This is a genomic window from Leptolyngbya sp. 'hensonii', assembly GCF_001939115.1.
Lineage (GTDB): Bacteria > Cyanobacteriota > Cyanobacteriia.
Genome location: NZ_MQTZ01000053.1, coordinates 1 through 20229, shown reverse-complemented (window position 1 = coordinate 20229; position 20229 = coordinate 1). Strand labels below are relative to the sequence as shown.

The window sequence follows — 20229 nt, the reverse complement described above, 5'->3', positions numbered from 1 at the left end:
TTCCACTTGCTTTTAACCAGGGATTGATCCGGTGGCATATCCTTCTGAAAATGGCTGTTGAACTTTTAGAGATGCTCTTAATGTTTAATTAAGAAATTACTTCCTTGTTAAAGGTATTTTTATGGGTTGTTAATTTGAAGGCGTCGATTTGAATGATCCAGAAAATTAATGGATTCTGCTCTTATAAAAACTGCAAGAGAATTAAACGGAGCCCTTATAGTCCTTCTCTATTCAGCCTTTTCAAGGACTGAAGCAATTGAGTTCAACTATAAAAGGCTCTCATCAAACTTGCGGCTAAAGGTTACGGCTGGTGGGATGATGCTGTTAAAACTTTATAAAAAATTCCTGATTTTGGGAACATTCTTTACATCCTTATCTGAAATCCAAAGTAGTAATAAGAAACATTTCAAACGCTCATCTGAAGTGAGGCAAAGCCTAAAAAATATGGAAATTGATCAAAGGAAACTACCTGCCTGAAAGGGCTTTGGTATGGGATTTCGGTCATTTTTAGTCCTCAGAGATAGTCTGATGCGGCAACTATATTGACAGTAGTGCGCTGTTGTCTCTCCTCTGGCATGAAGTCTTCACGTAAGTCTGTTCTGGTTATCGGTCAACAATCCAGCCAACTCGATGAACTGAGCTCGTTACTGGGCCAATCGAGGTACTATGTGGCGATCGCGGATTCGGAAGATCAGGCTGTTGCCCACATCAGCCAGGCTAATCCCTGTCTCATTATTTTGGCTGGGACGCATCAGAGTTGGTCCCATGCCCTGGTGCGAGATCTACGGAGTACTCCCCCTACCAGTGGTGTGACGATCGTAGCGCTGACCGATTGTCATGCTCCCAGTTGGCTGCACCAGGAAGATAATCCTGGGTTTGATGGTTTTCTGGTTAATCCGATTAGCGATGAAATCTTGACTTCCCTGGTCCAGTCTGCCAGCGTTCGGCAAGCCTTTCTGACGGCAAGTTAGTGCAATTCGCTCTTGTCCTGCCTCTTTTGTACCGGATGCTCCAACCGCTGTTTCCAGATTGCCTGTGGTCGTTGGAGCAGGAATTGCGGCATGACCAGCCTGGAGGGGGTCCGAAACAGGTTGCCTTGACTTTTGATGATGGCCCTCATCCTCAATACACGCCTGAATTGCTATCAGTGCTGAGACATTACGATGTCAAAGCCAGTTTTTTTTGTTTGGGGGCCTGTGTAGAGTACTTTCCCGAAGTCTGCAGGGCACTCTATGATCAGGGCCATTGGATTGGGTTACATGGGTATGACCATCGGGGATTTCACAGACTTTCTGCTGAGACTCTGAAGGAGAGTTTGGAAAAAACTCAGACCGCGATCGCGCGGGCCTGCGGCCTTGATCCAATTGACGCTAAAACTCAGATGCGGGATGTGCGGCCCCCCAATGGACTGTTCACCCCCGCAACTTTGAGCCTGTTGCATCAGTGGGACTATCGGCCTGTGATGTGGAGTGTGGTGCCGGAAGATTGGGTTCGACCCGGGGTTACGGTTGTGGTTCATCGGGTTATGCAACAGGTGCAACGGGGCTCCCTCATTGTTCTGCATGACGGGTACTGGGGAGGGCAGGATGTTGCCGGGATAGCGGATCAAATCATTTCCTTGCTGTTAAAACAGGGGTATGAGTTTGTGCTGGTCGAAGAGTTTTGGCGGCTCAAGAAATCCCGTTTTCGCCACTAGTGAACGCTTTCAGGGTGCTGAACCTTTTTGTCAATGGTGAACTCTGTGTTGCCTTTGTTAGTCGATGAAGAAGATATCTTTATCTTCAAGTTCTGGCTGGATAATAATATCCAGGACGGCATGCTCTACCGCAATGAGTTATTTCGGCGGTTACGGGAGTATGACATTGCTCAGCGTCCTCAGGTTTACCATCTGGGTTGTAAGCTCTCTCAGAAAGCGCTGATTGTTTTGTCGTTTACAGAAAATAAATGCAGTCTTTGGGCCAGTTTGCGGGATCCTGAGATGCAAGATACTCTCAGAGACATCGCGCTCTCCCCCCTGCCCGAATTAAATTTCCCATCGACCAATACCCCTCCCCCCTGATTCTGAATTAGAGGAGATAGACAGTCAACCTGGGAACTGGAGCAATTTTGTTATGGCCTCTGGATGATTGGGCGATCGCACTACTTTTCAGTGCAGGCTAAACCTTCAGGACGGATCTTGCTATTCCTTTGTCTAGGACTAAGATCCTCATTGTACTTGCGGATTACTTGCTTAGAATAGTAAGAGTAAGACCTCAAAAAAATCCGTAGAAGTGAGCTTGAGAAAAAACGTGCAACTTTTGTGAGAAAAGCTACAATCGGAGAGACTTGAAAATTGATTTCCCCTTGAAGATGCAGATTAGTGGCTTTAGTGGGCAGAATATGCTACTCATAGTGGTTTTCTGCTGTGTCACTATGCTGTCGATCAAATGCCAGGCCATCCATAGTGAGTCTGAGCGATTGATTTTAACCAGTTAAGTTAGGCAGTTAAGTTAGGCAGTTAAGTTAGGCAGCTAAGTTAAGCAGCTAAGTTAAGCAGCTAAGTTAAGCAGTTGAGTTAAGCAGTTGAGTTAAGCAGTTAAGTCTATGATGTGCCGCACTGAAACATCACGTTTTCTCTGCAGAATCTCGCTCTCCGGATGGATATCCCATCTGGTGAGCTCCTGCGTATAAGCGTTATTCAGTTCAGTGAGCTCTTGGATGAGTTCGGCAATGTTAGCCTGACTGCTTTTTTTGATTGCCAGTTTGGTTTTCAGATATCGGGTTGATCTATCAATTTCTCGATTTCTACCCATCACCCTTGTTGACCTGTTAATTTAATCTAAGGAGCATGAGGAACGCGGCATGACCCAGGCCAATAATGTACTCGAAACCATCGAGTTGCTATCCTCCGTATCGCTTCGTGAGCATGGTGCTGACGCTGAGCAACCTGATCTTGATTTAGACGAGTCCTTTATGGAGGATGACGATCAGGATGAAGCCTTTGACGCTCCATCTGAGGAGGATGATAGTAAAGGCGGTAAGGCTCGGCCTGGGCGCAAGCGGGCACAGGCTAAGAAGAAGCATTATACGGAAGACTCGATTCGCCTCTATTTGCAGGAAATTGGCCGCATCCGCCTCTTGCGGGCTGATGAAGAAATTGAGTTGGCGCGGAAGATTGCCGATTTGCTAGAACTGGAGCGGATTCGGGAGAGCCTCTGTGACAAGCTGGAGCGGGAGCCTCTGGATGGAGAATGGGCCAGTGAAGTCAATATGCCGCTGCCTGCTTTCCGACATCGCCTGCATGTCGGTCGTCGTGCTAAAGACAAAATGGTTCAGTCTAACTTGCGATTGGTGGTTTCCATTGCGAAGAAGTACATGAACCGGGGTTTATCCTTCCAGGATTTGATTCAGGAAGGGAGCCTGGGCTTGATCCGGGCTGCTGAGAAGTTTGATCATGAGAAAGGTTACAAGTTTTCTACCTACGCTACCTGGTGGATTCGCCAAGCGATTACCCGTGCGATCGCGGATCAGTCCCGCACGATTCGCCTTCCCGTTCACTTGTACGAAACAATCTCTCGGATCAAAAAGACCACCAAGTTGCTTTCCCAGGAGATGGGGCGTAAGCCAACTGAAGAAGAGATTGCAACTCGAATGGAGATTACCATCGAGAAATTGAGATTTATTGCTAAGTCTGCCCAGTTACCCATTTCCCTGGAAACGCCCATTGGTAAAGAAGAAGATTCTCGCTTGGGAGACTTCATTGAGTCGGATGGGGAGACGCCGGAAGATCAGGTATCCAAGAGCTTGCTGCGGGAAGATTTGGAAGGGGTGCTGGGTACCCTGAGCCCCCGGGAGCGGGATGTTCTCCGCCTGCGCTATGGCCTGGATGATGGGCGGATGAAGACGCTGGAGGAAATTGGCCAGATCTTCAATGTGACCCGTGAGCGTATCCGTCAGATTGAAGCGAAGGCTCTGCGCAAATTACGGCATCCAAATCGCAATAGCGTTCTGAAGGAATATATCCGTTAAGTTCTGGATAAAGCCTAAAAGTTTGTTTTTGCCACAGAGCAGGTTTGAGAACCTGCTCTTATTTTTTAATGAAAGCGCGATCTCTGAATCACCCGATCGACCTATCTTGATGAAAAATAATGTGTGTAAGATGAATGGGGACATTCAGTTTTAATGGTAGGGAATGCATAGAATGAAGAGTGCTCCTGGAGCCTTTTTCAGTATATTAACTCTGGCTATGGCAGGGTTGCTCGGCCCCATTTCGATTGCCCAGTCTCAATCCTCCACCCTGGTCAATCCGTCAGCGAATTTAATTCTTCCCCGGCGAGAAACCATTCTCTATCCCGGTGCAACGTCCTCACTGACTATTCCGGATCAACAAAGTTCTGCCTCAGTAACGCTGAACTTATCCCGTAAAGACGACGGGATTCAGTTGAATGTGAAATCGGCCTCGCTGGGCGATCGCTGTGCCCTGGTCAGTGTCCAGTTGCCCCGGGATGTGTTGACTGGGAATGAGCAGTATCAACTGGCTACCACTCCGATCTCGTTTGTACCCCTGGCTACGAAACCGGGAACCTGTGGGGCGATCAGTACTTACGGACAGAATGTTTTGAGCCAGCCTCAAACAGAGTACCAAACCTTTATGCGGGTTCCCTTTGCTCTAGATGGGAAGGTGAAGCTGCCGTTTACGGTAGAGGTCTTCTTCCTGTCATTGAGTAATTAAGGGCTGGGGGAGGTTCTGAATCAAGGCTCGGATCGAGACACGATTGATCGTGTTTTTACAGGGCGGTGGCTTTGATCAGGGCGATCGTGCTGGCCCAGGGGATGATCCGATCACACAGTTGCTGGTGCATGAGATCTCGGATCTGCTTGATTTCGGATGGTTTCAGGGACTGGGATAGGCGAGTGGCGTAGCTGGGCCGATCGCCAGTTTGCTTGAACCAGCGATCGAAGAGGCTGTCGCTCATCCGGGTATCTGTGAGGATAGGCTCACAGGCAATTTCAGCCTTGAGACCGGCAGTGGCAAAAGCAATTTGCAGGTCTGCTGGAGTCCAGTTCACCATGGGATCGGTGGCATCTGCATAGATGGTTTCTTCCGCTGCTACCCAACGATCGTAGAGCTGCTGCTTGAGCGAGGCCCGATCGACTAGGGCATACAGACGTTGGGCCTGCCGGGGGATGGATTCGGCTAGGACGATCGTCGCTCCAGGATGGAGCAGCTTAGCCAACACTAGGATAGCCTGAGCTTTATCTGCTTCGTGGAGGAGGACGTTCCGACCCACGCAGCGATCGCAGCGCACCCCTGGGGCCTGCCGGTCCAGGGTCTCTGGCAGTTGAGCCAGGGTTGTCTCCAGAATCATGGGCCGTTGTAGCTCTGGGAGGGATTGGGCCTGTTGGGTGAGGGCAACGGCATCGGTGGTCGATCGGACACAGGCATAAACCCCCCCTTCGGGCACCTGGCGGACGGCCTCCCAGGTCAGTAAACCGCTACCAGCATTCAGGTCTAGAACAAGATGGTGGCGTTGCAGGTGGGCCAGGGCAAATAGCCGATCGCGGACTTGGGCCAACTGCGCTCCCGTTTGGCTGAGGGTCCGTTGCAGCCAGCGATCACGGCTGCGATCGCTGGGACCGAAGGTTAACCCTTCCGGGAGGGTTGACCCGATGCCCTCAACCAGGGCGGCCAGTTGGGCTTCCCGTTGTCGAGCTACCTGGACCTGAATCTGGCTTTCATACCCCTGATCGGAGGGCTGGTAAAATACCTGACCCTGCAGACTGGCAGGCAGATATTGTTGGGCCACCCAGTGATCCCGATAGGCATGGGGGTAGAGATAGCCTGCCCCATGACCCAAGCTGTGCTGATCCCGACTGGCATCCTTGAGGTGATGCGGGACCTCGGTTTCCCGCTCCCGCTCAATAGTGGCCAGGGCATCGAAGAAGCCCATAACACTGTTAGATTTGGGAGCCGTGGCCAGGTAGAGGGCAGCCTGCGCCAGGGGATAGCGACCTTCGGGCAAGCCAACCCGATCGAAGGCAGTGGCACAGGCATTCACCACTACGATTGCCTGGGGATCGGCCAGACCCACATCTTCCCCGGCCAGGATCAGCATGCGGCGGAAGATGAAGCGGGGATCTTCCCCAGCGTAGACCATGCGGGCCAGCCAGTACAGAGCGGCATCTGGATCCGATCCCCGCAGGCTTTTGATGAACGCACTGATGGTATCAAAGTGGGCATCTCCCTCTTTGTCGTAGAGAACAGCCCGTTGCTGAATCGAGTCTTCGGCCACCGCCAGGGTGATCGGGATGGTGCCATCTGCTGCGGGGGGCGTGGTCTCAACCGCCAGTTCCAGAGCGTTTAGCAAGGCCCTGGCGTCCCCATTGGCCACATTGACCAGATGGCTCAGGGCCTCCGGTTCCATCTGGATGGCAAGTCGGCCATAGCCCCGGTCTGGATCCCTGAGTGCCTGGGCCACAATCCGGCGCAAATCCTGATTGTCCAGGGACCGGAGCTGGAACACTCGCGATCGACTGACTAGGGCCTTATTCACCTCAAAGTATGGATTTTCGGTCGTGGCCCCAATTAGCACCACTGTGCCATTTTCCACCCAGGGCAGTAGGGCATCCTGTTGAGCTTTATTGAAGCGGTGAACTTCATCAATAAACAGCAGGGTGCGGCGCTGTTGCTGTTGCCGTTGTTGCTGGGCGGTGTCGATCGCCTCTCGAATATCCTTGACGCCAGCCAGCACAGCATTGATGGCGATAAAGTGGGCGCGGGTGGTATTGGCGATAATCCGGGCCAGGGTGGTTTTGCCGGTACCCGGCGGACCGGAGAAGATGACGGAGGAGAGTTGATCCGCCTGGATCGCCCGTCTCAGGAGTCGTCCCGGCCCAATGATGGCATCCTGGCCCACGAATTCATCCAGCGATCGGGGTCGCATGCGGTCAGCCAGGGGGGCTGCTGACCATTCTGGCGAATTTTGATGCATGGCCTTTTCCCTGAGGTGAATTACCGCATGGCTGCCATCGTCTGTTTCCAGGACAGCTCCTTGCATAGCATCTCCAGGGCCCGCTGATCGGGACCACTAAACAGGGTGCTGTCAATCAATTCCTGGAGCACCTGACGGGTTAAATCATTGGCAAAGGTACCCCCACAGCGTAAGAGATGGCTGTAATAACAGAATTGGGGGCGATCGCCTGGACTCAGATGGAAGCGATAAATTTCCTCTGTGGTCATGGTATCCACCCGGGTGTTCACGGGAACGACAATGCGGGGAATGCCCTGTTGACCGTAGGGCTTGCCGTTTTGTTGCTCCAGGGTGCCCACCAACACCGTGCCCAGGAGGGTGCGAGTTTCGCTAATCAGATCAGGACTGAACAGGGGATCAGGCTCACTGGACAGGCGAGGGCCTGTGTTCAAAAACATTGGATTGAAAAGCTGAGAGTTGTAGATGATCCCCACTGCCCAGTGACGCTCTTCCGTGTTTAGCTTCACGAAGCTGCCAAAACCATAATCATCAGCCCCTGGGGGATGGTCTACCTCCTGGCGATCATAGACCTGTACCACATAATCACAGTGGGAATTAGATTTGACGACTTTGCCCAAACGCATACCTACACCCATTTAGATTTTGCTCGCGACCCATCCTACCTGTACAGGGGTTGCAGACAACGCCTCTGCCTTTTTGATTCGAACCTGGGAAAATAAATTTCCCCACTTCTACTGAAGCCCTGACCCTAACGATGCCATAAGCTCCACTAAATGTGGGGAAACTCAAGATATTTGAAAATGGATTATTAAGCGACGTTGAACGGATGATGGTAATCAACCCGATCAGGACATGGCCTGGATAATGTAATCGAAGTAGGGTTCTGCTTCTGCTGCATCTTCATCGGTCAGCAGGGCCAGAGCTGCTCGCTTCAGACAACGAACAGACTCAACCATACCAGGTACGGGGACACCCAGGGAGTTGTACATTTCTCTCACACCAATTAAGCCAATGCTCTCGATCGGTGATTTGTCCCCAGCCAGCACACCATAGGTGATCAAACGCAGATACCAGCCGTAATCCCGCAGGCAGAGAGCCCGTTGCTTATCCCCATAGGCGTTGCCACCAGGAGAAATAAAGTCGGGACGTTTTTGCCAGAGTTGCTTGCTGGCTTCCTGAACGATTTTCTTTTCGTTCTCTGCCAGGGTGGCTGCAATGCGGGTCCGCTGTTCGCCGGTCAGGAGAAACTTTCTGATGCTTTCCAGTTCACCGCTGCTGGGGTAGCGAAGTTCGTCGTCGGCGTTCAGAATAACTTGACTAACTACACTCATAATTATTGGGGTTTCTCAGGATATCACTATGTAGTTTAGCGAGTCAGTGCAACATAAGAAAAGAGGCGATAGGCGATAGGTTATAGGCAATAGAGAATGAACAATCGTCGATCCGCATGGGCCGTTGGTGGTTAATCGTAGCTAAGGGGCAATGGTAGTAAGTCCTGCGTGATGATCAGGGTCTGATTCCCTATTCCAGATGACCGACAACCTTTATGAGAAGAAATATTAAGGAACCTTAAGGTATGAATTGGCAACAGGGCCAGCGAGTGGAAATAGACGTTACAGATTTGACAGACAGTGGGGATGGGGTCGGTCGGGTAGAACAGCAGGTGGTGTTTGTCCCGGATACAGTGCCGGGGGATCGGGTTGAGGTGCGTCTGGTACGGGTCAAGCCCCAGTATGCCCATGGCAAAGTGCAGCAACTGTTGCAGGCATCTCCACATCGGATTCGTCCGGCCTGTATTGTGGCGGATAAATGTGGGGGGTGTCAGTGGCAGCACATTCGATATGACTATCAACTGGATGCGAAGCGGAATCTGGTGGTGCAGGCGCTGCAACGGATTGGGGGGCTGGTTGAACCCCCTGTAGAGCCGACGTTGAGGGCTGGTGATGCCCTGGGGTATCGGAACAAGGCCACCTTTCCCCTCAGTCGATCGGTCCAGGGGCAGGTCCAGGCGGGCTACTATCAGAAAGGGAGTCACCATCTGATCAATCTGAACCAATGTCCGATTCAGGATCAGCGATTGAATCCACTGCTGGCTGAGGTGAAGCAAGATATTCAGCAGCGGGGCTGGGCGATTTATAGTGAGCAACACCATCGGGGGCGCGTCCGCCATCTCTCCCTGCGGGTTGGACGGCGCACGGGTGAGCTGTTGCTGACCCTAGTGGTGAAGGATTGGTCCCTGGTGGGAGCAGAGGAGCAGGCCCAGGCCTGGTTGGAACGCTATCCTGGCCTGGTGGGAGTTTGCCTCAACTGGAATGGCGATCGGACTAATGCCATCTTTGGAGAGGAGACCCGCTGTCTGGCCGGTCGGTCCTATCTGGCGGAGGAATTTGCGGGACTGACCTTTCACATTCAGCCAACCACTTTCTTCCAGGTGAATACAGAAACAGCAGAGGCGCTTCTGCAGGTGATCCAGGCAGAATTGCAATTGCAGGGACAGGAAACCCTGGTGGATGCCTACTGTGGGATTGGCACCCTATCCTTACCCCTGGCCCGCCAGGTGCAGCAGGTGATTGGCCTGGAGGAGCAACTGAACTCGGTGGCCCTGGCCCGATCGAATGCGGCCCTGAATCAGATTACTAACGCGGAATTTCATTTGGGCCCGGTCGAAGATCTGTTGCCTGCCCTGGGCAGCACCCCTGATGTGGTGTTGCTGGACCCACCCCGTAAAGGGTGCGATCGGACGGTTCTGGAAGCGCTGCGGTCCCGGCCTGTGTCTCGTCTGGCCTATGTCAGTTGTAACCCGGCTACCCTGGCCCGTGACTTAAAGATCCTCTGTGAGGATGGCCTCTATCAATTGACCAAGGTTCAACCGGCTGATTTCTTTCCGCAAACTGCCCATGTGGAATGTGCAGCCTTTTTGAGGTCATCCCCCCCAGTCCCTGGCTGACCCTATTCCTTGAGTTCGTCAGAGGCGCGTTTGAAGACATTTTCCTGTAAATGGGCAGCTTGTTTGCGGGCCTCGGCCAGCAGTTCTCGGGCTTTTTCCTGGAGGGTTTCGTCTGCTGTGCTCAGGGCCTCTGTGGCCCGCTCCAGCACATTTTCTTGCAGATGGCCTGCCTGTTTGCGCACCTCGGTCGCCAGTTCCCGGGCCTTCTCTTGGAGAGACCCATCCGTACCCGCATGTAACACTTCTGCGGCCCGTTCCAGGGCCATATCGCGCAGATGTTCTGCGTGTTTCCGTGCTTCTGCGGCCAGTTCCCGCGCTTTATCTTCTGCAGTCATAGGGTGCCTTTCCTTTTCCTGGGATGGGTTGATCGCGTTTACTTCCACTCTGGCATGACTCCGGGTGGGACATGGCCGATTTTACAAAATTAAAATGTCATGTTGTCAGATGGTGATGCAGGAAACGCACGTAAAGCCAGCCTAAGCCACTCCCCAGAACATAATTGGGAAAATCGCTCCAGGTGAAGGTATTGCCCAGCACCGCCCGACCCAGCCAGGTAGCCTGCAAGGATTTAAAGACTGGGTTTTGCCAGAGCTGGAGCACTTCCATGGCACAGGTGACCAGACAAACCCCGATCGCAATGCTGGCCGGGGAGCGTTTCGGCAGCAGGAGCAGCAGCAGGAGGATCCAGAACATCTCATAGGCAATCCCACCCAACAGGTCATCCAGCCACTCTGGACCCGGACCATAAAACCGCAGACCATAGCCGATCGGGATGATGACGATCAGGCTGACCCATAGGGACAGGCGATAGGGTGGAGCCATGCTATTTACCCATCAGACGGCGAAACGCCCGATCGTCCCTCAGTTCTTCAAAAGCCGGATCGGTTCTAGCGGTTTCCTGGTAATCCTGATCCAGGCTGATCGCCCGCTCCAGACTTTCCAGGGCTGGGTCAACCTGGTTGCGGAGGGCATAGCAGATGGCCTTACCGTAGAAAGCTCCTGCATGGTCTGGTTGGAGTTCCAGGGCTTTATCAAAGCTGGCGATCGCTTCCCGATCCCGCCCCAACTGCACCAGGGCTTTGCCCCGTTTCTCCCAGGCTTTAAAGGAGTCGGGCTTCAGGTCCAGGACTTCATCGAAGGACTCGATGGCATCCTTAAACCGGGCCAGTTCTTCCAGGGCCAGCCCCCGATTGAACCAGGCGGTGGCATCTTCTGGGTGGAACTGAACGGCCTTATCAAAAGAATCAAAGGCATCCTCATGTCGTTGCAACAGACCCAGAGCTACCCCCCGATTCACCCAGGCTTCTGCGTAGTCTCGCTTCAACTCCAGTGCCTTATCGTAAGCCTTGATGGCTTCCTCGTAGCGGCGCAGTTTACCCAGGGTCAGGCCCAGGCTCAGCCAGGTCTTGGGTTCCTGGGGCTGGAATTTCAGGGCTCTTTCGAAGGAGTGCAGGGCATTGGCATGTTGTTGCAGTTTCTGGAGGGCCAGCCCCCGCTGATACCAGATTGCCGGATTCTCCGGTTGCAGATCGATCGCCTGATCATACTGGGAGATCGCCTCCTGGTAGCGGTTTTCCAGGAGCAGGCTATTGCCCTGGGTGAGGTAACTGTCTACTGTCACAAACAGCCGGGGATGGGCAGATTTCAGGAAGTCAATTTGTCCCAGCAGCATTTGCACTTGCTGTTGCAGTTCAGCTACAAATTCTTCTGACACTGGGGACGCGGTTGCCAGTTGCTGCAAAATCTGCTCCTTCTGGGCCTGAGCAGCCCCTTGTAACTCAGCCAGGTGGGTAGCAAACTCAGCATCTAACTGCTCCAGCTTCTGCAGCAGAGTCTGCTGCTGGCCTGCTGTGCTGGTTCGGAGTTTCTCCAGTTGGGCGGCAAACTCCTGTTCCCCCTGGGTCAATTTTTCCAGAACGGCATCCCGCTTCTGGGCCACCCGATCGTGGCTCTCCTGTTCCAGGGCAGATAGATCGGGGGCGAAGTTCTCCTTCATGCGGTCCAGGCTATTCAGGATCGAGTCCTTATGGCGCTGCACAACCGACTTTAGCTCGGCTAGTTGCTCGGTGAATTCGACTGCTCCCTGCTCTAACCTGGCCGCAACCTGTTGCCGCTGGTCCTGCATTTCGGTTTGTAACGCCAGCAGGCGATCGGCAAACTCTGCTTCGGAGTGGTCCAATTTTTGCAGAACCCGCTCCTGCTTGTGCTGCACGGCCGATCGGAGTTCAGCCAGTTGAGGCGTAAAGTCTGTCTTTAATTGCTCCAGGTTTTCCAGAGTCAGTTCTTGCTGCCGCTGCACCTGAGTCTGCAACTCAGATAGCAGAGTCCTGAAGTCCTGCTCGGCCCGCTCCAGCTTCTCAATCACCTGATCTCGTCGTTCCAGGGCGGCGGGTTGGAGTTCATCCAATCGCACTACAAAACCGGCCTTCAACCGATCCAGGCTTTCCAGTAGGGACGTTTGTTGGCTTTGGGCGGTAGCTTGTAATCCTGTCAATTGGGTGGCAAAATCCTGTTCCGACTCCAGCAGCTTATGGACCATTTTCTTCTGCTGTTCCTGGGTGCTGGCTTTCAGCTCTGCCAATTGGTCGATGAACTCCAGTTCCAGCTTTTCCAGGACAGGCTTAGACGTTTTGAGCTGAGTTTCCATTTCTGAGATGATTTGCCCCTTCACCTGCCCCAACTCAGATACTAGACGGGCGATATGCTCCCGTTCCTGCTTGATCTCCTGTTGCAGGGCTTCCGCGTCCTGTTCAGCCCCCTCCACAATCTCTTCCACATCCCGGAGCACCCCATCCGCATCCTCCCGAATCCGGGCTACTTGCTCCTGCAACTCACCGATCTCCTTCACCTGTTCTTTGACTCGGGCAGCCAGTTCACGAATAATTGCTCGCCGCAAAAACCAGACCGTGCCCACACTCCCGGCTAGCAGGATGACCAACACGCCCAGCAGAAGATTGAACAGGACCAGCATCTGATTTAGGGTCCAATCGACCCGCTGGGTCGGTACCTTTGTCTCTTGACTCACCTGGGCCAGCATCTGATCTGGACCTGTCACCTGAGCGTTCACCACTCCGCCCGGAACAGACAACAACAGGGCAGCCAGAACAGCACGACTCTGCAAGGTTTGATTCCGGCGTTTCATCGGGTCCCTCTTGTCCATGGCTAGAAAGTGCGATCGGTCTATCTTTATATGTCTTAATTGATTTTCTAGCAATGCTAAAAAATCAGGGGTGATAAATCCCTGGTTTCATTCTATATCTGAGAATTCTTTAACCAAGCCCCAGGGGAGATCTTCTGGCTCCTGATTTAAGCCGGGACATAGCGACTATGCTACATAAGTCGGTTGTGCGTCAAATTATTGTTGGGTAGGTTACTCAATCTTGCCAAGTCCAAGGCTTAGTTGCCAAGTCTGCTCGTTGAGCTGCCGTTGTTTTGAATCGGCTATGCTGCCAAATCCAATTGAAATAACTCATGACTAACCGGGTTGTCACCTTTGTCTGTTCCCAGACCCCTTGATACCCTAATACTCGCTGCCCAGGAGGGATACATCGACTTGAAGTATCTAGATGAGTCGGGTTGGTGTTTGTGGAGTTCGGTCAGCTACAGCTACAGTCGAGTGGGAGAACAAAAACGGTTAGAACAAAGGAAATGGATCTCGGATTACTGTCTCAACCGAGGACTAAGCGGCATAACGGTGAAGTGCAGCGGCGGCAGATACCCTTGCACTCAGCACCAACGGCTTTCGACCGCCCGCTGCCACGCAGTGTGTACGCCCAGCATGGGCGTGAACTTAAACGCTCTGGGTGATGGAGCAGAAGTCAGCAGAGGTCGTAGTAGCCAAACGCTCATCGTAATGGGTGGGATAGGGTGAAGGACCGAACTTCGGAACGCAGGGAGGAGTTACAAAGCTCGACCGAGCGATGAACCCGGATGGGGGAGCTATGGAGTCGGCGCTTAATTGTGTAGCCAGCCCTGGAGAACAGCAAAATTGCTCCTGCAGCGATCGAGTTGGTATCTAAACCTTTCTGGGGAAACGCCCCATGCGGAGCCGCATGTGGGGTGTTGTGGGGGCTGGGGGAGAAAATCCCCTGGCTACCCGATTAGCTGGCTGGCAATAACAAATGAAACCTGACTATTGACAATAGTATGCCAAAACCAGCATATTTGAGGTATGAATGCATCACCAAAGCCAGTTGAATGGGTCGGAACTTCTTTGGATGATTTGAAGGATTTCCCAGAGGACGTGCGGCAAACCGTTGGGTACGCCTTGTACTTAGCTCAATGTGGCGAAAAGCATCCCTCAGCCAAGCCCCTCAAAGGATTTAAGGGAGCCGGAGTACTGGAAGTTGTCGAAGATTTTGACGGAGATACTTATCGAGCCGTCTACACGGTAAAACTGGCTGGAGTGGTCTACGTCTTACATGCTTTTCAGAAGAAATCAAAGCAAGGTATTGCTACTCCTAAGCAGGACATTGATCTAATCGAAGCAAGACTGAAACGAGCCAAAGAGCACTACTCGCAAAATTACAGCAAACACCAGGGAGAGTAAAATATGACTGAAGAAATTGGAGTACAAGCCAGCAGTGGCAACGTATTTGCAGATTTGAGTTTGGAAAATGCTGATGAATTGCTGGTTAAAGCAGAACTTGCTCGGCGGATCAGTAATATTATTACGGCTCAACAAATGACTCAGATTGAGGCAGCAGAGGCGTTAGGAATTGACCAACCAAAAATCTCCGCATTAATCAATGGAAAACTAGCAGGCTTTTCGACCGCACGATTGTTTCGCTTTCTTAATGCTTTAGGGCGAGATGTGGAAATTGTAGTGAAACCTAAATCTCACGCACAAGCTCAAACGCGCGTTGTTGCTTCGTGATTTTGAACACTAACAACTTATCTTCCTGTACCAGCCCTAACCTAGAAACGAAGCCAGCTAACGATTGAGTTCAGCGGATTTTGCAAGCGGCGATAAACTTTGAGGCTCAACCAAGATTCGCAAATCCGCCTGCAAAATTCCGTTGCAAGGATTTGTTGGGCTGCTTCTAATCCCGATGGAGACACTGCTATTGTGATGGCTCGCTAAATTGAGTGCTCTATTCTCCAGACTTCTTTGGAAACAAGCACTTCACTGTAATGTTCAAGTTACAATCTGCTTTGCCGTCGGCAATATATGGCACGCCAGTGCGGACATCAACGCTGACCCCAAATTTGAGTTCAACTTCGCTGACTTCAGCGATCGCCAGATTCTTAAAAGCTCTCAAAGTATAAGCGGTGTAAGCTCTAACAGTACCCTCAATTGCCTGGAAGTTTTGGGTGATTTGTTGAGTGGGTTCGGGTGGGAAAAGACCACGTTTTGGGTTGTTGGGATCAGAGAACTGTGGCTGACCACTACTGACGGATGAACTGGTTTCAGTCGCTTCAATGGAGTGCATCCCACTTTTGTAGCCCTCTCCCTAAATCCCTCTCCCAGAACGGGAGAGGGACTTTGAACCTGGCTCCCCTTCTCCCAAAGAGGGAGAAGGGGCTGGGGGATGAGGGCAACCTTGCAAAACTGGGATGCTCTCCTTCAATGTGGATAATGGTATCGTCTTCTAATTCAACCGGGATGAGTTGCCCCATCGCATAATCTCCTTCATTAAGGTTTCAAGTGAAATATTTTTTCAATCATGGACATACAGCGCCCAGGCTTCAGCCAGAACGAGATCGAGATCGCCTGATTTATCGATCGCTTGCTTCGTCCTCCAACATATTTATGATCACTCTTTTGAGCGATGGCAGCGAGTCTCGTACCGTTGTCCAAACCACTGCTGTGTCAACTTGCCAATACTCATGCACCAAAATATCTTTCATGCCAGCAACAGATTTCCAGGGAATCTCTGGGTAGTTTTGGCGCTTAGAGATCGGTATTTTCTTAACGGCTTCTCCAATAATTTCGAGTAATTTAACAACGGCCAGACTTTTTTCTCGATTCGCTTGAAATGACTGAAAATCCACACCTGCTGTAAAAGACTCAATCTCAGCGATCACGTCCAGAATATCTTGTAGAAAATCGGAATAGTTGCGTTCCATTAGAGATAGATCACCTCAGATAAAACCCGATCGCGCAAACGAGGTTTCAGTCCATTCGTTGTCACAAGATCGACTTTGAGCGCAACGAGCTGGCTCAAATAATCTCTTAACTCCACTAATTTCCACAGGGTAGGGGGTTGAACGTAATCCACCAAAATATCTAAATCACTGGTTTCAGTCTGTTGTCCTCTGGCATAGGAACCAAAAATGCCTAACCTGTCAATTTGATAGGTTTCCAGCAGCCAGGGCTTTTGCTGGGCTAATACCTGAAGAATTTCCTCTTTCGTTTTCATGGCACTGTTTAAGATTGACTGGGTTCATAAATCAAAAACTGGAGCGTCTGTTAAAGTAATGATCAGGTTACAGCATAGCCTGTGTGTGGACGAACCTCGACTGGATGAAACCCTAACACGATCTGATCTTTAGGGACACCCGCATCGACCAGTTCGTAGGTGATACCATCTTCAGTCTCATCGCGTTGTACCCAGATTTTGCCATCAATAATATCAAGATGAATGAGACAACCGTGGACGCGGGTTTTGTTGTCCCATCCGAGGGTGATCAGAATATAACTATCGTGGGTTTCATCGAAGACAGGTTTGCAGATGAGTTCCCCATGGGAGTAGGGGATTTGCGTATAGGGCATCAAAATGTCTTTGATGATTTGGCGGTACTGGTCTAGTTTTTCCATTGCAGAATCACCTCTTGCTTAGCGTCAAATACAATGAGTTTCAGATTTTCATCTTCGATCATCAGTTGACCAATGGGTTCCTCGAATAGGGAGTTAAACACGACATCGGTTACAGCCAGGTAAAGGATATAGTCCGGGTAGGTTCGTCGCATGACCGCACGATAGATGGCATATTGTCCAATGGCATCCCGGAAGGCTTCCATCTCAGAGGCACTGACGAAGCTTTTGACCTCAACTGCAATTTTTTCTTCAGCACGTGTCGCCATAAGCAGGCGTTTTGCGCCCAGATCAACATACATATCTTTGCGTCCCCAACGCAAATGAAGTGGATCGTGGGTAATTACCCAGCCATCTTTGGTTAGGGCTTGTCTGACAGTATCGTGGTAGATATCCAGGGATGGCATAGTTAATGAAGTGCTTTCCTTCTATTAAATTTAGTCGGCTAAATGGGTAGACGTGTTAAAGGTTGGGCACAGCCGAGTCGCACCGTCAATCATGGACAACCAGCACCAGTGCTTCAGCGAGGACACGAATATAGCGGCTGAGTTCTTGTGGCGTGCGTAGATCCACGGCTCGCCCGCCCAAGAGTTCCGATAGTTCTTGCTGCATGGTCACAATGGCAAAACCGGGTGTTTTCCCTGGCTCAAATTCGACCAGGACATCAATATCACTATCGGGCTTGAAATCACCTCGCAGAACAGAGCCGAATAAGGACAACTTACGAATATCCCTCTTCCATCATTTAAGCAGAGTTAAATAGGATGCGACGCAGGAGCAGATCGTGAATTACAGGGCAGTAAAACTGCTGCATTCGCTCAATCAATCGGGTGAATCCTTGCTCCAGAGTGGGAATGAAACACGGTTTGAGGTGGTTAAAGGCAATCCACGGTTCAATCACCAAACGCAAATTATTGAGTAGATTTTTCCAACCCCGTTGGTTGTCCCACCAGGGATGCTGCTTGAAGACTTGCTGAGATAAAGGACACTCTCGATTGAAGGCATCGGCAAACAAACTGACCATCGTGAACGCACTCATGACGATTTCCCACCAGCGTTCAATCTGCTTGTAATTCGTCACCCGGAAATCCGCCCAACCCAAGGCATCTTTGCTTTGCTTAAGTCCATATTCTACCCAGGTGCGCTCACCATAGGCATCGCCAATTTCATCGAGCTTGATGGCAGGCGCATTGCTCATCACAAACACGGTTGAATTGTCCGGTAACGTTTTCGGGTCAGTGGTCAACTCCCAGTAACGGACACTGCGCCGAGTACCATAAATGATCTCCCGCCGATAGCGCACTTCGGTTTCGCCGTTACTAAAGGTACGGGTGAATTTCTGCCAGGGCTCTGCCGTTACCTCCTGGTCTTGCGGCAACCAGACCCCATGATTCGAGCGAATCGCAACAATGTAAGGCAACTTGAGCGAAACCAGCGTTGAGATAAAGTTACACTCACTCTCCCCATACAAACTATCGGCTAACACCAGGTCAAACTGAAATCCCATAGCAATCAACTCACGCATCATCGTGGCAGCAATTTGCGGTTTCGTCTGGTAGCCTTCTCCAGGCTTGAGTCGCTCTCTCGGCTTGTACACATCAAAGCACAATGGTAAAATCATGCCCTTGAATAACCCGTAAGCGGTGACGACCACAATGCCATTCTCTCGTTTGCCGACATTGCCAATGTATTGTCGTTTCACATAATCCGTCCTATCCCCCTTTTTACAATCTCCGGTTTCATCAATTAACAGGATCATCGGTTGTTTCTGAGTCAATTCCAGCAGCAGTTTCAAGCGACGCTGCCGCAACCGACTCACTGACCAGGGAGACTCTGTCAACAGATTGTGCAAACCTTGTTCATGACCTAATCCAACGGCTTTGGCAATGGCTGGCAAAGACTTGCGTTTGAGATCTGAGATCATCCCGATATGCAGATATTTGAATGCTTCAAAGCTCCGCACCTCTGGGAATAAGTCAGCATACAGTTCACAATACTCATCGACGAATCGGAGCGTTGGACGAGCTTTACGAGGCGTAACCATACCCTTCAAAATGGCAACAGGAACATAATCTCTATTCTACTTATTCCTCGCTAGAAGGATTGAAGAGGGCTAAGTTGATACAGAGAAATCGCTAACTTTGTCATAGAGTCTCTAAATTGATAAATCAAAGCTGACTTGAGGCTACCTCGTTCACCTCGTTCCACTACAGATAGAAGGCTATCGCTAGGGTTGTATAAGAAAACATGGTTGAAGTTTTCAGGAATTTGCAGTGACTTTGGATCTGATAGGAGGATGAACTTGGTACTTGATTTCACTTCATGGCAGAAAGGCACAATTCCACTAAAAGGGACATCAGAAATAATGAGTGGTTGACTCACTGAATTTGTGATTTGTGCAATTTCTACATCGAATTCTGACCATCCCCACCAGGTAGGCGAGAAGACACCTAATATACAAGATAAGAGCCCGCCCGAAAGTATACAGACTGTAATAAAACGCCAGAAGTATTGCTGAAATTTATGCTGAAATTGTTGCGTCAGTTTTGATGCTAGCAGATAAGCAATTATCACATCAATACTGACATAGCAAGCTAAGAAATAGCGTTCATATGTGGAACGCCGACCTCCCCAGATTAAATCGGGTAACAAAAAAGGTAAGATGATAGTCCCTATCAACACTAAAATGAAATACCAAGTTCTCCTGGAAGCATGGCGACAGACAAAGTAGAATCCATAGATTACTAGCAATCCAACTGGAATCGTTAGGTAAATAAATATAGGATTGTAATTAAAATGCCATGCTAGAAAAACTCGATCGAGTGAAACACTCCAGAACTGCACTAAAAGTGTAAATGGCAATGAATGAGTAGAATACTTAGTTGTCTGGGCTATAATATCTCGATTTTGCCAAACTATCCATAACCAAGGAAAAGTGACTGCAATAGCGATCGATGATGAAACCAGATAGGCAATAACTACTTTAGTTAAACGCAATCGTTCTAAAGTTAAGATGTAAATTCCATGAGTAATAATAACCAACCCTGTTAATAAATGGCAGTAAAGCCCAATTGTAATTACTAAAGAATACACTCCCCAATTTAATTTCGTGGGTTGACGTATGGCACGGAATATTGTAGCACAAGACAACAAAATAAGAGTTGTCCATAGGCTGTATTGGCGTACTTCTTGGGCATATCTAAGATTAATTGGAGAAACTGCAACCAAAGCCATTGCTAGCCCGCCGACTAAGGGAGATGAAAAAAGCTCTAAACATAGCCAATAAATAACTGGGAATGCTAAGAAACTACCAATGACAGGTGAGTGCATCCCACTTTTGCGATGAGTATAAGTGCTTAGAGCTGTGTTTGAAAGAGCGCGCTAAACTTTGAGCATTCCTGCTTTGGTCAACCACGCTTATGGACCCTGAGAAAAAAGCCCAAATTCAAGCCCACGCCCGTGCCCTTGCCGCCTTGCTATACGAGGAAACCGACCCGGAGCAAGTGAAAACATTGGCAGGGATTGAGGCAGCAGTGAGAGGGCATCTGCTGGAA

Annotated in this window: 23 protein-coding genes and 3 pseudogenes; 11 read left to right on the top strand and 15 right to left on the bottom strand. The window is 50.5% G+C overall.

What is annotated here, in order from left to right; translation table 11 throughout:
- Positions 1-168: 168 nt before the first annotated feature.
- From BST81_RS22800 to BST81_RS22770, 6 genes are all read left to right on the top strand, one after another.
- Positions 169-477 (top strand): hypothetical protein, encoded by a 309-nt coding sequence (locus BST81_RS22800; protein ID WP_075600822.1) that lies wholly within the window; start codon positions 169-171, stop codon positions 475-477.
- Between the two features lie 98 nt (positions 478-575).
- The gene (locus BST81_RS22795) at positions 576-971 is read left to right on the top strand and encodes a hypothetical protein (RefSeq protein ID WP_075600821.1); all 396 of its coding nucleotides are present in this window, start codon (positions 576-578) and stop codon (positions 969-971) included.
- Entirely contained in the window at positions 971-1696 is a 726-nt protein-coding gene (locus BST81_RS22790; RefSeq protein ID WP_075600820.1) for a polysaccharide deacetylase family protein, read from the top strand. Before BST81_RS22795 ends, BST81_RS22790 begins: the two co-directional genes overlap by 1 nt.
- A 45-nt stretch (positions 1697-1741) precedes the next feature.
- Complete coding sequence (locus tag BST81_RS22785) at positions 1742-2059, top strand: hypothetical protein (RefSeq protein WP_216351429.1); 318 nt, start codon at positions 1742-1744, stop codon at positions 2057-2059.
- 782 nt (positions 2060-2841) lie between these two features.
- Complete coding sequence (gene rpoD / locus BST81_RS22775) at positions 2842-4008, top strand: RNA polymerase sigma factor RpoD (protein ID WP_075600817.1); 1167 nt, start codon at positions 2842-2844, stop codon at positions 4006-4008.
- Positions 4009-4180: 172 nt separating this feature from the next.
- Positions 4181-4711, top strand: coding sequence for a hypothetical protein (locus BST81_RS22770; protein WP_075600816.1), 531 nt, complete (start codon positions 4181-4183; stop codon positions 4709-4711).
- A 55-nt stretch (positions 4712-4766) separates the two neighbouring features.
- On the opposite strand, the gene BST81_RS22765 is transcribed toward BST81_RS22770, so the two are convergent.
- From BST81_RS22765 to apcD, 3 genes are all read right to left on the bottom strand, one after another.
- Positions 4767-7037 (bottom strand): AAA family ATPase, encoded by a 2271-nt coding sequence (locus BST81_RS22765; protein WP_290439456.1) that lies wholly within the window; start codon positions 7035-7037, stop codon positions 4767-4769.
- Positions 6992-7594, bottom strand: a complete 603-nt coding sequence (locus BST81_RS22760) for a hypothetical protein (protein WP_075600815.1) — start codon at positions 7592-7594, stop codon at positions 6992-6994. Before BST81_RS22760 ends, BST81_RS22765 begins: the two co-directional genes overlap by 46 nt.
- A gap of 222 nt (positions 7595-7816) precedes the next feature.
- Positions 7817-8302, bottom strand: coding sequence for an allophycocyanin subunit alpha-B (gene apcD / locus BST81_RS22755; protein WP_075600814.1), 486 nt, complete (start codon positions 8300-8302; stop codon positions 7817-7819).
- Between the two features lie 245 nt (positions 8303-8547).
- Here apcD and rlmD point away from each other — a divergent pair, with 245 nt between their 5' ends.
- The gene (gene rlmD, locus BST81_RS22750; protein ID WP_075600813.1) at positions 8548-9918 is read left to right on the top strand and encodes a 23S rRNA (uracil(1939)-C(5))-methyltransferase RlmD; all 1371 of its coding nucleotides are present in this window, start codon (positions 8548-8550) and stop codon (positions 9916-9918) included.
- A gap of 2 nt (positions 9919-9920) precedes the next feature.
- On the opposite strand, the gene BST81_RS22745 is transcribed toward rlmD, so the two are convergent.
- The 4 genes and pseudogenes from BST81_RS22745 to BST81_RS27740 form a co-directional block, all read right to left on the bottom strand.
- Complete coding sequence (locus tag BST81_RS22745) at positions 9921-10253, bottom strand: hypothetical protein (RefSeq protein ID WP_083637025.1); 333 nt, start codon at positions 10251-10253, stop codon at positions 9921-9923.
- Positions 10254-10350: 97 nt separating this feature from the next.
- On the bottom strand, positions 10351-10740 hold the full coding sequence (locus tag BST81_RS22740; protein WP_075600812.1) for a DUF2809 domain-containing protein: 390 nt from the start codon (positions 10738-10740) through the stop codon (positions 10351-10353).
- 1 nt (position 10741) lies between these two features.
- Complete coding sequence (locus BST81_RS22735) at positions 10742-13060, bottom strand: tetratricopeptide repeat protein (protein ID WP_075600811.1); 2319 nt, start codon at positions 13058-13060, stop codon at positions 10742-10744.
- 232 nt (positions 13061-13292) lie between these two features.
- A pseudogene (locus BST81_RS27740) lies at positions 13293-13427 on the bottom strand (IS1 family transposase); the annotation flags it as partial.
- Between the two features lie 2 nt (positions 13428-13429).
- On the opposite strand from BST81_RS27740, the pseudogene BST81_RS28990 reads away from it, so the two are divergent.
- The 3 genes and pseudogenes from BST81_RS28990 to BST81_RS22720 form a co-directional block, all read left to right on the top strand.
- Positions 13430-13567 (top strand): annotated as a pseudogene (locus tag BST81_RS28990) (IS630 family transposase); the annotation flags it as partial.
- 522 nt (positions 13568-14089) lie between these two features.
- Complete coding sequence (locus BST81_RS22725; protein ID WP_075600809.1) at positions 14090-14467, top strand: type II toxin-antitoxin system RelE/ParE family toxin; 378 nt, start codon at positions 14090-14092, stop codon at positions 14465-14467.
- Positions 14468-14470: 3 nt separating this feature from the next.
- Positions 14471-14794, top strand: a complete 324-nt coding sequence (locus BST81_RS22720) for a helix-turn-helix transcriptional regulator (protein WP_075600808.1) — start codon at positions 14471-14473, stop codon at positions 14792-14794.
- 217 nt (positions 14795-15011) lie between these two features.
- Here the strand turns inward: BST81_RS22720 and BST81_RS22715 are convergent, their stop codons facing one another.
- The 8 genes from BST81_RS22715 to BST81_RS22675 form a co-directional block, all read right to left on the bottom strand.
- Positions 15012-15350, bottom strand: a complete 339-nt coding sequence (locus BST81_RS22715) for a CU044_2847 family protein (protein WP_075600807.1) — start codon at positions 15348-15350, stop codon at positions 15012-15014.
- A 286-nt stretch (positions 15351-15636) separates the two neighbouring features.
- Positions 15637-15987, bottom strand: coding sequence for a DUF86 domain-containing protein (locus BST81_RS22705; RefSeq protein ID WP_075600805.1), 351 nt, complete (start codon positions 15985-15987; stop codon positions 15637-15639).
- A complete protein-coding gene (locus BST81_RS22700; protein ID WP_075600804.1) occupies positions 15987-16280 on the bottom strand; it encodes a nucleotidyltransferase family protein in 294 nt (97 codons plus the stop codon). The genes BST81_RS22705 and BST81_RS22700 overlap by 1 nt, the downstream gene beginning before the upstream one ends.
- 62 nt (positions 16281-16342) lie before the next feature.
- On the bottom strand, positions 16343-16678 hold the full coding sequence (locus BST81_RS22695) for a XisI protein (RefSeq protein WP_075600803.1): 336 nt from the start codon (positions 16676-16678) through the stop codon (positions 16343-16345).
- Positions 16666-17082 carry an element excision factor XisH family protein gene (locus tag BST81_RS22690; protein ID WP_075600802.1) on the bottom strand — a complete coding sequence of 139 codons (417 nt, stop codon included), beginning with the start codon at positions 17080-17082 and terminating at the stop codon, positions 16666-16668. The genes BST81_RS22695 and BST81_RS22690 overlap by 13 nt, the downstream gene beginning before the upstream one ends.
- Before the next feature lie 85 nt (positions 17083-17167).
- Positions 17168-17404, bottom strand: a complete 237-nt coding sequence (locus BST81_RS22685) for a nucleotidyltransferase domain-containing protein (RefSeq protein WP_083637023.1) — start codon at positions 17402-17404, stop codon at positions 17168-17170.
- Positions 17405-17420: 16 nt separating this feature from the next.
- Positions 17421-18719, bottom strand: a complete 1299-nt coding sequence (locus tag BST81_RS22680) for an IS701 family transposase (protein WP_075600801.1) — start codon at positions 18717-18719, stop codon at positions 17421-17423.
- A 50-nt stretch (positions 18720-18769) separates the two neighbouring features.
- Positions 18770-20005, bottom strand: coding sequence for a glycosyltransferase family 39 protein (locus BST81_RS22675; RefSeq protein WP_075600800.1), 1236 nt, complete (start codon positions 20003-20005; stop codon positions 18770-18772).
- Between the two features lie 89 nt (positions 20006-20094).
- On the opposite strand from BST81_RS22675, the pseudogene BST81_RS27735 reads away from it, so the two are divergent.
- A pseudogene (locus BST81_RS27735) lies at positions 20095-20229 on the top strand (ISKra4 family transposase); the annotation flags it as partial.